Below are 13,120 nucleotides of genomic sequence, written 5' to 3' on the forward strand. Positions count from 1 at the left end.
GGCACAGATTGGACTGGTTGAAGGACGGCGGCTGCAGGGGTGCGGTCCGTCCGGTGCTTGGGGGCTCAACATGTCGAAGATCACTATTGCTCTGGAATCCGCCGTGGCCGGCGTGAAGGCCAATACACCTGTCGAAGGCAAGTCGCCTAGCGCACGTCAGCGTGCCGAGGTGGACCGCGCCTTCGCGCATATCCTGCGCCTGATCGCACCGCGCATCCGGCACTTCATTCGCCAGTATGGCCTTGCCGCCCACTGGGACGATGCCGAACAGGCCTGCGCCATTGCCGTTCATCGCGCCATTCAGGCTTACGATCCGGAGAAGGCGCAGTTCACCACCTTCGTGAACTGGCAGATCCGCGGTGAGCTGCAGAGCCTGCGCTTTCGCCTGATGACCGACCAGCGGCCCTCGGCGAAGAAGGTGGAGGCGGTGACCGTCTCGCTAGACGCGGTCGGCATGGGCGAGGATGGCGAGGAAATTTCCATCGTCGCCTCGATCGAGGACGAGGACGCCCTGCCGCGCACGGAATCGGCAGCGTCGGACTATCTGGCCCGCGAAGCCATGCTCTCGCTGACCGACACCTATATCGAGCATCTGCGCAAGATCGGGATGGATCGCCTGCGCCGTCAGGCCCGGCCGAAGAAGGGCCGCAAGGCCGTGGTCGAAGGCGGCGACGTGGCCGAGGCGACGCCGGCCGACCGCCAGGCCCGCCGCGTATGGCGCGCCGAGAGCGCGCCGATCGATCCGGCCGACCTCGCCGAACTGGAAGAACGCCTGCGCCACAATCGCCAGGTGGTTGAAAACCGCCTGTTCGATCTGGTGCCGGGGGACCTGTTCGACGACGAGACGGGCCTGCTGCGCGAACGTGCGCGGCAGATCGCCAAGCGTGCCGCGCGCACGATGTGCGAACTGGCCGGGCTCGATCCGCGCTTTGCGATGATGGCGGAATACGGCCAACTGCTCTCCGCCCACTAAGATTACAAGGAAACTCGCCTGCTCCGCCCGCTCTCTTGGGCGGGGCAATCGGGTCGCACCACCTCGCAGGCCGGCGTTTCGCCGCAGCCTTATGCGAGGCTTCCGGGAGAAGATGCCGCGGCGTCTTCTCCCGTTTGCGTTTGCGCGCGGAATTTTCCCGCTGGCGATTTTCGCCGCAAAATCTCCGAAAATTCCCCGATGTTCGTTCGAACCTCTGCAATCGATGCTAGATTGCGGTTAGCCCGGCGCGAAACCAGACAACTGGTGCCGGACGCGAGTGAGGGAGTTTCAACGTAATCATGATCCGTTCTAGCGGCCACCCGGCCATCGCCTACGGGACAACCCCGGCGATCGTTCCGACTGCGAAACGGCGTCTGCGCCGCGCCGCATGCGGAGCGGGCGCTCTGATCGGCGCGGCGGCGCTGCTGGCCGGCACTTCCGGCACCGCCCTTGCCGCAGACGGCGATGACGGTCTGCTGAAGCAGGCGATCGGCGGGCCGGACGGCCTGACCATCACCGGCGGCGTGCGCGCGCGTGTCGAGGGGATCGACGGCCAGTTCCGCCCGAAGGTGGCGGAGGACGACGTGATGTTCTCGCTGAAGACCACGCTGGCGGTCGAATACGATGGCGGCCCTTTCCGCATCGGCGGCGAACTGTGGGACGCGCGCGCCTATGGCGAGCATGACAATTCATCGGCCGGCACCACCGAAGTCAACGCAATGGAACTGGTGCAGGCCTATGTCGGGCTGGATTTCAAGACCGGCACCAGGGGCGAGGCGAAGCTGACGGCGGGCCGCTTCACGATGAACATCGGTTCGCGCCGTCTGGTCGCCCGCCAGCAGTTCCGCAATTCGACCAATGCCTATACCGGCGTGAACTTCGTGTGGAAGGGCGGCAATGGCGACCAGCTGATCGCGCTCTGGTCGATGCCGCAACAGCGCCTGCCCGACGATCCGGACGGCATCCACGACAACAAGGTGGTGTGGGACCGGGAGAGCACCGATCTCCAGCTCTGGGGCGCGCACTTCACCAAGGCGGGCGTATTCGGCGGCGTGATGGAATTCTACGGCTTCGGCCTGGATGAACGCGACAGCCCCGATGTGCTGACCCGAAACCGCCACCTGTTCACCCCCGGCATGCGCTTCTACCGCAAGCCCAAGGCCGGGAAGCTCGATTACGATCTGGAGGGGGCCTACCAGTTCGGATCGACCCGCTTGACCACGGCGGCCACCGACCTGAAGGACGTGCAGGTCTCTGCCTACCTGATCCACGCGGAAGCGGGGAAGACCTTCAAGACTGGTTGGCAGCCGCGCCTTTCGGCCCTGTTCGACCTTGCCAGCGGCGATCAGGCCGGATCGAAGACCTACAACCGCTTCGATACGCTTTACGGCGCGCGCCGGTTCGATTTCGGGCCGACCGCGCTCTATGGTCCGGTGGGACGCTCCAACCTGCTTTCGGGCGGCGTGCGGGCAGAGGCCAAGCCTGATAAGAAGTCGGACGTGATGTTCACCTATCGCGCGCTATGGCTGGCCTCGCGCACCGATACATTCGCGTCCACCAGCGTGAAGGATGCGAGCGGCGAGAGCGGTCGCTTCGCCGGCAACCAGTTCGATTTCCGCTACCGCCGCACGCTGGTGCCGAACGTGCTGCACTTCGATACCGGCGTCGCCTATCTCGACAAGGGCCGGTTCCTGAACGACGCGCCCAATGCGCCGCAGACGGGCGACACGAAGTACGGCTACTTCGACATGTATTTCGATTTTTGAAGATAGCGGGAGCGGTTGCCAGAATTCCGGGCCGCTCCCGAATACTCAGTCCATCGGTACCAGACCGGCGGCAAAGGCGATGCGCAGCGCTTCGGACAGGCTGCGCACGCCCAGCTTTTCCATCAGCTTGGCGCGATAGATCTCCACCGTGCGCGGGCTGATATCCAGATCGTGCGCGATCACCTTGTTCGATTGCCCTTCGATCAGCCCCATCAGCACATCGCGTTCCCGCGGAGACAATTGCTCCAGCATGGTGATCGCCTGTTCCTTGCGCTGCGCCGCCGCGCGCGACGCGGCCTGGTGCGAGAACGCGGCTTCCAGCGCGGCGATCAGCTTCAGGTGATCGCAGGGCTTTTCGATGAAGTCCGCCGCGCCCAGCTTCATCGCCTGCACCGCCACCGAAACGTCACCTTCGCCGGTCAGCACGATCGGCACGAAGCGCGAGGGGGCGTCGCCGATCGCGGCCAGCACTTGCAGGCCGGGCGTGCCGGGCATGTGCAAGTCGAGAAGCAGGCAGCCGGGTTCCAGCGAGGGAGCGGCCTCCAGAAAGGCGTCGCCGGATTCGAAGCAGGTGATGCGGCTGTCGACGATCAACGACAGCAGGTACTCCAGCGAAGTGCGCACCGCGTAATCGTCATCGACGATATAGATCCGCCGCGTGGTCATCCGGCCTTCATCTCCTGCTCGCAGTAAGTCGGCAAGGTGAACTCGATCGCCGCGCCGCCGCCTTCGATGTTGCGCAGCGACAGGGTGCCGCCATGCGTTTCCACGATACGGCGGCAGATCGACAGGCCCAAGCCCATGCCGTTGGCCTTGGTCGAGGCAAAAGCCTCGAACGGACGATTGATGACCTGCTCGGGAAAGCCCGGGCCATTGTCCACGACGCGGATGGTGATCAGGCTCTCACCAGCCTGCCCGCCCGCCCGTTGGGTAGTGATGGTCACGGCCGGCGTCGGCACCTCGTGCGCTTCCAGCGCGTCGAAGGCATTGTTGATCAGGTTGACGAGCACCTGCTGGATATGAATGCGGTCCGCCAGCACCAGCGGAGAAGCGCCGGAGGTGGCGACGCTGGGCCGATAGTCCAGCCGCACCCCCGGCGCGCGGCTGCGCGCGCGGGTCAGTTGCAGCGTATCGGCGACCAGATCGTCCAGCGGCTCGGCGCGAATGTCCATCTCCCCCTTGGAGACGAAGGCGCGCATGCGGCGGATGATATCGCCCGCGCGCAGCACTTCCTGGCTGGCGAGGCGCAGCAGGCGGCGCAGCTGGTCCTGCCGCCATTCGCGCTGCAATTGCAGTTCGATCGCGCCGAGGAAGTTCGACGTGGCGGTCAGCGGCTGGTTCAATTCGTGCGCAAGGCCCGCGCTCATTTCGCCCATGGCGCTGACGCGGGAGGCGTGGAGGAACTGTTCGCGCAGTTCGTGGATGCGTGCCTCGGTATCCAACTGCTCGCGCAAGTTGCGCACGAAGGCGATGGAAATCTGCTCGTTGCCGATATTGGCGGCGCCCACGGCCAGTTCGACCGGCACCTGATTGCCGGCGCGGTCGATCCCTGCGGTGATGCGCGTGCGCGTCGGACGGTTCTGCCAGCGCTCCGCCTTGTTGGGCTGGGCGTCCGGCTCGGCCGCCTGATGGAAGTATTGCGGCAGGACCAGGCGGATATCTTCGCCCAGCACTTCACCGGCGGCATAGCCGAACAGGGCTTCGGCAGTGGCCGAAAAGCTGCGAACCTGGCCATGCTCGTCGATGGTGATCATCGCTTCCGGCACGGTTTCCAGGATCGAGCGCAGTTCGGATTCGCGCGATTCCAGCATTTCGGCGCGCTGTTCGCGCTCGGTGGCGTCCATGACGATGCCGATCATCCCCAGCGCGCCGGTGGCCGTGTCGCTGTGGATCAGCACGGTACCTTCGATCACGCGCGGCTGGTCGGCATCGCGGGCCTGCAGGCGGAAGGCATAGCGCCCGGGCAGCCATTCCGTCGGCGGGCCCACCTTGCGGTCGAAGGCGTCGGCCAGATGCCGGCGCCAGTCCTCGACGCCGCCGGGGAACGTGCCCGGCGCGATGCCGAACAGCGTTTCGGCCTGACCGTGGAAGCAGAAGCGGTCGTCCTCGCTGGACCATTCGAAGATGCCCAGCCCGTGGAGGTCCACCGCCAGCGCCAGCCGGGCCTCGCTGGCCAGCATCGCCTGTTCGGCCCGCTGGCGCGCGGTGACGTCGGTCATCGACAGGACGACCATCGGCGGCAGGTCGCTGCGCGGCTGCACCACTTGGCGCGTCTCGAACACGCGCAGGCGGGTGCCGTCGCTGCGCATTTCGTCCAGTTCGGTCTCTTCCGGAGCCAGGGCGTGGGTGCGTTCGTAATCGCGGCCGGCGACTTTGGTGGCGCCGGTCAGCGCGTGCTTGTCCAGCCCCATTGCCTGTTCGGCGGTCCAGCCATAGAGCCGGGCTGCGCCGTCCGACCAGCGCAGGATCCGCCCTTCCAGGTCGGTGATGGCGATCGGCGCGGAATCGAGCGCGACATTGATCGCCCAGCGCGCGTTGCTTTCGCGGCCGATGCGCAGCCACGCCCAGGCGATCAGCGCGCAGGATGCCGTCACTTGTAGCGCCGCCAGAAAGATCACCACGGTTTCCGGCGCAAGGCCGGTGTGCTTGCGTGCCCAGAACTGGATGATCGCAGAGGATACCGGCAGCGCCACCGACAGCCCCAGCGTCCATTGCAGCGTGGAGGCGCTGAAACCGCACAGCGGCTTCACCGGCCAGGCATATTCGCGGCGGAGCAGGATGATGGCCAGTGCCAGCGCGCCGACCGAAAGCATCGTCGGCACCGACATCAGTGCGTGGCGCGTTTCCATGTCCGGAAGACTGACGCCGGCCGGCAGCAGGGTGCCGGCGATGCCCGCCACGGCGATGGCGACGCAGGCGAAGGTCACGGTGATGCGGCGCACCGCGCGGTAGGGCGCAGCCACCGAGTAAGTGCCCATGGCAAGCAACAGAATGGCCACAGCGGGCAATACGCCGGGGCGGCCCGGCGCATGGCGCGGCTGCATGCCGACGGCATCGGGAAACAGCAGCAGGTCCAGCCCGAGGTTGCGGCCGCAGGCCTCCTCTATCAGCGCGACCAGTCCTATAAGCACCGGAATCGCCAGAATGGCGCGGGCAGCGGAACGGTGGCCGCGCGCGGTTGCCCATACGGCCATGCCGATCGCCATGCAGGAAACCGCCGTCAGCGGCTGCATGAGATAGCCGGTGGCCGGCTGTCCGGTCAGGCCCAGGTTCCCCGAGAACCAGCCCAAAAGGACAATCGCGCCGATGACTTGCGCCACCGCGACAAGGGCTGGAATGGTCGATGCCAAGTTGGCTGGAGGCGACCCGCCCGGGTGCGGCGGCGGTGGATTCAATTCCTGCATCCGGGTCCGCTGTCTGTGCCTAGAAACTCAGGCTCGAAGGCGAGGGTCGCATTATCGCTTCGTGCGTGATTGTAAATAGACAGGGTGCGCGGGAGCCAAGGCATGACCCCCGCATTGCGGATAACCGGTTGAAAATCAGTTTCTAAAAACTGTGACTAAGGCCGCCGATTTTCAGCGCAGGACGGCAGCCTGGCCGACGCGCCCGTTCTCGTTCGAAAGGCCGTCGAGAATCGCGCGGTTCACCTCGATCAGATCGTCGATGGCGGATCGCCCGCTCATCACCCCCGACGTATGCTTGCCGACCCACAGGCCGATCGAGATGATCGTGGCCCGCAAGTCGTCGGGAAGGCGATTTCCCGGTATTGCACAAAGGTTTGCGAAAGTGCTCCAGACCACGCGGTTGCGGTGCAGGGCGGGCATCAGTTGCGAACCCTTCAGGCCCGCGTCGCGTGCCGCGATCATTTCCGCGGTGACCTGGGTCATCAACCGGTACTCGGTGCTCCGCGGCGAGGCGGCGACCTCCTGCACACGGCGATAGGCATTGATCGACATGGTGGCTCCAACGAAATCGTCCGCGCCGATGGGCGCCCCTCAAATATAGGACGGAATTGCCGCGAACGGTCGCGTCATGCTCTCCCGATGCCATGTTGAGGGGCCTCTCCTGCAAAAAGCGGTGCGCCGCATCCGGGGGCTGCGATCTTTTTCCTATAATCACGGCATACGGCCTTACGCCATTCACCATTCGCGGATCCATTCATGCTCAACGCCATCGGCCTTGTCGTCATCCTGCTGTGCGTCTTCGGCAGCTTCCTGATGTCGGGCGGCAATATCATGGTCATCTTCCATGCCCTGCCGCATGAAATGATGGCGATCGCCGGCGCCGCCATCGGCGCCTTCATCCTCGGCAACTCGGTAGAGACGTGCAAGAAGGCCTGGAAGGGCGTGATCCGCGTGTTCAAGGGATCGCACTGGAAGGAAACCGACTTCCGCGATCTGCTGGCGCTGCTGTTCACCCTGCTGGCGACCTTCCGCAAGAGCGGCGCCAACGCCATCGAACCGCACCTTGACCAGCCGGAAGAGAGCGAGCTGTTCAAGCGTTATCCGAACCTGTTGGCGGACAAGGGCCTGGTCGAATTCATCTGCGACTACTTGCGCATGATGACCGTCAACTTCGAGGATCCGCACCAGCTGGCCGAAGCGATGGAAGGCGATATCGAACGCCACCATGCCGAGGAACTGGCCCCGCAAACCGCCTTGCAGATGATGGCCGACGGCCTGCCCGCGCTGGGCATCGTCGCCGCCGTTCTGGGCGTGATCAAGACCATGAGCTCGATCGACCAGCCCACGGAAATCCTGGGCGCGATGATCGGCGGCGCGCTGGTCGGCACGTTCCTGGGCGTTCTGCTGGCCTACTGCCTGGTCGGCCCGATCGCGCAGAAGCTGCATCAGGTGATCGATGAGGACTTCAAGCCCTACCTGATCGTGAAGACCGCGATCATCGGCCACGCGCAGGGTCAGCCCACCGAAGTGGCGATCGAACTGGCGCGCCGCATGACGCCGTCGCCCTATGCGCCCACGTTCACCCAGCTCGAAACCGCGCTCGACGAAGTGAAGGACCAGCTTAATGCCAAGCCAGCCTGAAGTCGCAACTGAAGAAGGCGTGCTGGCGCTGCCGACGCACGCATCCACCGTTACCGCCGAAGACTTGCGCGACCGTCTGGTCGCCGCCGTCGGCACCATCCAGATCGATGCCGGAAACGTGGAATCGGTGGGGCAGGCTGTGCTCCAGCTGCTTCTCGCCGCCCGGAACGAAGCGGAGGCCGGCGGCCGTCCGTTCGCCATCGTCAATCCCAGCCGGCCCTTCGTGGACCGCGTCCGCGCTTGCGGACTGGCGGCGCCGCTGGGGCTTGTTGAAGAGGAATTTCCCGCGTGAGCAAACTCATCCTGACTGTCGACGATTCCGCCACGATCCGCATGCTGCTGAAGGCATCGCTGAGCGCGCAGGGCTTCCGCATCGAAAGCGCCAATGACGGCGAACACGGGCTGGAGCGCATGCATGAGGTCAAGCCGGACCTGCTGATCACCGACATCAATATGCCCAAGATGGACGGGTTCGAACTGATCGAGGCCGTGCGCAAGACCAGCGAGTTCAAGGGCACGCCGATCCTGGTGCTCTCGACCGAATTCTCGGACGAGAAGAAGACCCGCGCCCGTGAGGCCGGGGCCACCGGCTGGATCACCAAGCCCTTCGACGCAGACCGTCTGGGGGCGGCGATCCGCCGCGTCTGCCCGTGAGCGACGAACTCGACGAAATCCAGGCGATCTTCTTCGAGGAGTGCGCCGAAGGTCTGGCGATGGCCGAGGAAGGCCTGTCCGCCATGGCCGCCGGCGATACTTCGGCGGGCGTGATCGCCGGCGTGTTCCGCGCCGTCCACTCGATCAAGGGTGGATCGGGCGCGTTCGGGCACACCGCGCTGCTGGGCTTTTCGCACCGGTTCGAGAACGTGCTGGACGAAGTGCGCGCCGGCCGCATCGCGCCGACGCCCGAGGTGACCCAGTGCCTGCTGGGTGCCTTCGATATTCTGTCGGACCACGTTTCCGCTGCACAGACCGGCGGCGATACGCCGGCCGACGGGCACATGCTGGAACAACTCGACGCGATCCTGGCCAATGGCGGCGCTGGTGCCGCACCGGCCGCTGCGCCTGAACCTGTCGCGGTGCCGGAACCCGTCGCCGCAGCGGAAGACGAATTCGGCTTCGTGCCGGTGGCCGCGCCGATCGTCGATCTGGACGCGGACTTCGATCCTTTCGGCTTCGAGCCAGTGGCCGTTGTGCTCGACGATTTCGATGCGCCCGCAGCCCCGGCCGAACCGGCAGGCTGGACCGTGCGTTTCGGCCCCTCGCGCGCGGCCATGGCCAATGGCGGCGAACCGCTGCTGGTGATCCGCGAGCTGGAATCGATGGGCGGCGAAGTCGTCGGCATCGATGCCGATGCATTGCCGCCACTGGCCGAACTCGATCCCGAGGACAGCTACTTCATCTGGACGCTGACGCTTCCCGCCAGCGTGGACGAACGCGACATTCGCGACTGCTTCGATTTCGTGGCGCCGGATTCGCTGATCGAGGTTACGCAGGCCGAAGCGGTCGCGCCGGTGGTGCCCGAAACGCCTGTCGTGGCTGAGGTTGTTGCCGAGGCCGATCCCTTCGGGTTCGAGCCGATCGCGGTCGTGCTGGACGACATGGTGGCGGAACTGCCGCTGCCGGTCGAGCCGGCACCTATCCTCGCGCCGGTCGCTGCGCCCGTGGCGGCAGCGCCGAAGAAGGCGGAGGCACCCAAGTCCGAACCGAAACAGGCAGTCGAAGTCGCGCAGACGATCCGCGTCGATCTGGGCAAGCTGGACCAGCTTCTGAACCTTGTCGGCGAACTGGTGATCCGCGGCTCGATCCTGTCGGACCGCCTTTCGCCCGCCGATCAGGAACGCGTCGAACTGCCCGAACTCTCGCGCCTCACGCGTCAGATTCAGGACAATGTGATGTCGCTGCGTGCGCAGCCGATCAAGCAGGCGTTCTCGCGCGTGCCGCGTATGCTCCGCGATCTGGCCGCCGAAACCGGCAAGAAGGTCGTGCTTGAGACGATCGGCGAGATGACCGAAGTCGACAAGGGCGTGATCGAGAAGATCGGCGATCCGCTGACGCACATGATCCGCAACGCGGTCGATCACGGCATCGAAATGCCCGAGGATCGCCTTGCCGCCGGCAAGTCCGCCGAAGGCACGATCCACTTGTCCGCCGAGCAGAAGGGCGGCCGCATCCTGGTGAAGGTGCGTGACGACGGCCGCGGCATCAATCGCGAACGCGTGCGTTCCATCGCCGTGCAGCGCGGCATCATCGCCGCCGACGCGCAGCTTTCGGACGAAGAGATCGACAGCCTGATCTGCGCGCCGGGCTTCTCCACGGCGGAAACCATCTCGAACATTTCCGGCCGCGGCGTCGGCATGGACGTGGTGCGTTCCAACGTCGAGGCGCTGGGCGGCCGACTGGAAATCACCTCGGTGCCGGGCGAGGGGACCACCTTCTCGATGGCGCTGCCGCTGACCTTGGCCATTCTGGACGGCATGATCGTGCGCCTGGGCGACCAGCGCTTCGTGCTGCCGCTGGCCAATGTGATCGAGACCGTCCAGCCCGAACCGGGGCAGGTTCAGGCCACGTCGCCCACCTCCGAAGTGATCGAGCTGCGCGGCCAGTACCTGCCGGTACGCCGCGTGGGCGAGATGTTCGGCGCGCGCTCCACCCGTCCGCCCGAGGACTCGCTGGTCATCATCGTCGAAAGCGAGACGGCGGGCCATGTCGGCCTGATGGTCGATACGATCGATAACCGCCGCGAAGTCGTGATCAAGAGCCTGGAGGACAACCTCCACCCGATCCGGGGCCTGGGCGGCGCAACCATCCTGGGCGACGGCGCCATCGCGCTGATCCTCGACATCGACGCGCTGGTCGCGACCGGCGGCGCTTCCAAATTTGCACTGAAAGGACTGGCGGCATGAGCACCGACGCGATTGCTAACGACGAACGCAAGATCGTGACTTTCACGCTGGGCAACCAGCTTTTCGGCATCGAGATGGCCTCGCTGATCGAGATCCGCGAGTGGGAAGCGCCGACGCCGCTGCCCAGCGTGCCGTCCTATGTGCTGGGCGTTGCCAACTTGCGCGGTTCGGTGATCCCGATCGTCGGCCTGTCCGAACGTCTGGGCTGGGAGCCGAGCGTGCTTCATGCCCGTTCCTGCGTGCTGGTCGTCACCATCGGCGGCCGCAATGCCGGCTTCCTGGTGGACGAAGTGCAGGACATCGTCTCGATCAAGGGCAGCGAGATCCAGCCCGCGCCGGATACCGAAGTCAACGAACAGAGCGCCATTGCCGGTCTGGTGAAGATCGAGCGTCGCACCTCTGATGCCTCGAACCCCGAAGCCATGTGCCTGCTGCTCGACCTCGAAGCGCTGAGCCTGACGCGCCATATCCCGGAACTGGCTGCGTGAGCACCGAACTGGCCTCTGCCGGCACGCTCACGGCGAACGCGGAGCTGCGCCCCGCGCAGTTCCGCGAGATCGCCGCGATCATGCAGCGGGAGGCACGCATCCATCTGGTAGAGGCGAAGACGACGCTGGTGCATTCGCGCCTCAGCCGTCGCCTGCGCGAACACGGTTTGAGCAGCTTTGCCGACTATGTCTCGCTGGTGCAGCGCGATGCGCAGGAGCGGCATGCCATGGTGGTGGCGCTGACCACCAACCACACGCACTTCTTCCGCGAGGCGCATCACTTCGATCATCTGCGCAGCCACGTGCTGCCGCAGCTGCAGGAGCGTGCGCGCCGGGGCGAGAAAGTGCGCATCTGGTCGGCCGGCTGTTCCAGCGGCGAGGAAGTCTACACCATCGCCATGTGCCTTGCCGGCGAAAGCCAGGCGAGCGCGGCGTGGCTGGAACAGGGCGACGTGCGTCTGCTGGCGACCGACATCTCGCCCCCGGTGGTGGAGGCGGTCTCGCTGGCGACTTATCCGGACAGTGCGGTGGAGCCGATTCCGGCCGCCTACCGCCAGCGTTGGCTGAAGCCGGCGGGCACCGGATACAACGTGGTGGCCGAACCGCTGCGCAAGCTGGTGGCCGCGCGCGTGCTCAACCTCTTCGACAAGTGGCCCATGCGCCAGAAGTACGATGTGATTTTCTGCCGTAACGTGATGATCTATTTCGACGATACCGCCAAGGCCGAGCTGGAGGCGCGTCTCGTGGAGATGCTGCACCCCGGCGGCACGCTCTACATCGGCCATTCCGAACGCCTGATCGGCCCCGCTGCCACCCGCATGAAGCCGGTCGCCCAGACCGCCTATGCGCGGATCGACGGGGCAGGTGCGGCATGACGGACGCTACGAACGAGAAGGTCCGCGTCGTCGTCGTCGACGACAGCGCGGCGATGCGGGCGCTGCTGACCAAGCTGCTCAATCACGATCCGATGATCGAGGTGGTCGGCCAGGCCCCCGAACCGCACGCGGCGCGGGAAATGATCAAGGCGCTCAACCCCGATGTCGTCACGCTCGACGTGGAGATGCCCGGGATGGACGGGCTATCGTTCCTGGAACGCATCATGCGCCTGCGGCCGATGCCGGTGGTCATGTGCTCCACGCTGACCGCGCGGGGCACCGAAGCCACGATCGAGGCGCTGCGCCTGGGCGCGGTGGACTGCATCGCCAAGCCTTCGGGCAATCCGCTGGAGATCGCGCAGGACGGTGCGCTGCTGCGCAAGATGGTGCGCACGGCGGCAAGATCGTCGGTCCGCGCGGCGGTTGCCCGTCCGGCGGCGCCGCGCCCCGGACAGGCCGCGCCGGCACCGGCGCCCTCTGCGGGGCCGATGCGCGACGTGGTCATCGCCATCGGCGCCTCCACCGGCGGCGTCGAAGCCCTGTTTTCGATCATCGGCGCCTTGCCGGTCGATTGCCCGCCAGTGCTGGTTGTCCAGCACATGCCGGCGATCTTCACCGGCGGTTTCGCTGCAAGGCTGGACCGTGAGGCGCGCGTCACCGTGGTCGAGGCGAAGGACGGCATGCAGCTGAAGCGCGGCACCGTCTACCTCGCGCCCGGCGGCAGCCACCACATGGAACTCGTTGGCGGGACCAGCGGCCATGTGCGGCTGATCGAGAGCGATCCCGTCGGCGGCCATCGGCCTTCGGTGGATGTGCTGTTCCACTCGGTTTCCAAGATGGGCTCGCGCGCGGTGGGGGTCATCCTCACCGGCATGGGTTCGGACGGGGCCGCGGGACTGGCGGCAATGCGCGCAGCTGGTGCGCGCACGCTGGGCCAGAGCCGGGAGACCTGCGTGGTCTACGGCATGCCGCGCGCGGCTTTCGAGCTGGGCGCGGTCGAGAAGGAAGTGAATTTGTCGGCACTCCCCGAGGCGATCCTCGGGGCCTGCCGGCGGTAATTTGGAGCGGGT

12 protein-coding genes are annotated in these 13,120 nt (G+C 66.0%); 9 read left to right on the forward strand and 3 right to left on the reverse strand.

The genetic code is table 11. The features are described 5' to 3' along the window. Positions 1-70: 70 nt before the first annotated feature. The gene (locus tag ACZ1JV_RS11600) at positions 71-973 is read left to right on the forward strand and encodes a sigma-70 family RNA polymerase sigma factor (protein ID WP_465136224.1); all 903 of its coding nucleotides are present in this window, start codon (positions 71-73) and stop codon (positions 971-973) included. A gap of 299 nt (positions 974-1,272) precedes the next feature. Then, complete coding sequence (locus tag ACZ1JV_RS11605) at positions 1,273-2,739, forward strand: alginate export family protein (RefSeq protein ID WP_465151677.1); 1,467 nt, start codon at positions 1,273-1,275, stop codon at positions 2,737-2,739. Between the two features lie 45 nt (positions 2,740-2,784). On the opposite strand, the gene ACZ1JV_RS11610 is transcribed toward ACZ1JV_RS11605, so the two are convergent. The 3 genes from ACZ1JV_RS11610 to flaF all read right to left on the reverse strand — a co-directional run bounded on the left by ACZ1JV_RS11610 (position 2,785) and on the right by flaF (position 6,695). Beyond that, positions 2,785-3,405, reverse strand: a complete 621-nt coding sequence (locus tag ACZ1JV_RS11610) for a response regulator transcription factor (RefSeq protein WP_465151678.1) — start codon at positions 3,403-3,405, stop codon at positions 2,785-2,787. Then, complete coding sequence (locus ACZ1JV_RS11615) at positions 3,402-6,089, reverse strand: PAS domain-containing sensor histidine kinase (protein ID WP_465151679.1); 2,688 nt, start codon at positions 6,087-6,089, stop codon at positions 3,402-3,404. Before ACZ1JV_RS11615 ends, ACZ1JV_RS11610 begins: the two co-directional genes overlap by 4 nt. A gap of 225 nt (positions 6,090-6,314) precedes the next feature. After that, positions 6,315-6,695: a flagellar biosynthesis regulator FlaF gene (gene flaF / locus ACZ1JV_RS11620; protein WP_465136220.1), complete on the reverse strand. Its 381-nt coding sequence runs from the start codon at positions 6,693-6,695 to the stop codon at positions 6,315-6,317. A 204-nt stretch (positions 6,696-6,899) separates the two neighbouring features. Here flaF and motA point away from each other — a divergent pair, with 204 nt between their 5' ends. From motA to ACZ1JV_RS11655, 7 genes are read left to right on the forward strand one after another with little or no spacing between them, the layout of a single operon-like run. After that, entirely contained in the window at positions 6,900-7,784 is an 885-nt protein-coding gene (gene motA, locus ACZ1JV_RS11625; protein WP_395328393.1) for a flagellar motor stator protein MotA, read from the forward strand. Next, a complete protein-coding gene (locus tag ACZ1JV_RS11630; protein WP_465151680.1) occupies positions 7,768-8,076 on the forward strand; it encodes an STAS domain-containing protein in 309 nt (102 codons plus the stop codon). The genes motA and ACZ1JV_RS11630 overlap by 17 nt, the downstream gene beginning before the upstream one ends. After that, the gene (locus ACZ1JV_RS11635) at positions 8,073-8,438 is read left to right on the forward strand and encodes a response regulator (protein WP_395328388.1); all 366 of its coding nucleotides are present in this window, start codon (positions 8,073-8,075) and stop codon (positions 8,436-8,438) included. The genes ACZ1JV_RS11630 and ACZ1JV_RS11635 overlap by 4 nt, the downstream gene beginning before the upstream one ends. Beyond that, positions 8,435-10,687 carry a chemotaxis protein CheA gene (locus ACZ1JV_RS11640; RefSeq protein ID WP_465151681.1) on the forward strand — a complete coding sequence of 751 codons (2,253 nt, stop codon included), beginning with the start codon at positions 8,435-8,437 and terminating at the stop codon, positions 10,685-10,687. Before ACZ1JV_RS11635 ends, ACZ1JV_RS11640 begins: the two co-directional genes overlap by 4 nt. Next, complete coding sequence (locus ACZ1JV_RS11645; protein WP_465136217.1) at positions 10,684-11,175, forward strand: chemotaxis protein CheW; 492 nt, start codon at positions 10,684-10,686, stop codon at positions 11,173-11,175. Before ACZ1JV_RS11640 ends, ACZ1JV_RS11645 begins: the two co-directional genes overlap by 4 nt. Continuing rightward, on the forward strand, positions 11,172-12,050 hold the full coding sequence (locus ACZ1JV_RS11650; RefSeq protein WP_465151682.1) for a CheR family methyltransferase: 879 nt from the start codon (positions 11,172-11,174) through the stop codon (positions 12,048-12,050). Before ACZ1JV_RS11645 ends, ACZ1JV_RS11650 begins: the two co-directional genes overlap by 4 nt. Beyond that, complete coding sequence (locus ACZ1JV_RS11655; protein WP_465151683.1) at positions 12,047-13,108, forward strand: protein-glutamate methylesterase/protein-glutamine glutaminase; 1,062 nt, start codon at positions 12,047-12,049, stop codon at positions 13,106-13,108. Before ACZ1JV_RS11650 ends, ACZ1JV_RS11655 begins: the two co-directional genes overlap by 4 nt. The last annotated feature ends 12 nt before the right edge of the window (positions 13,109-13,120 follow it).

The sequence above is a fragment of the Novosphingobium sp. BL-S-19 genome (assembly GCF_055521675.1).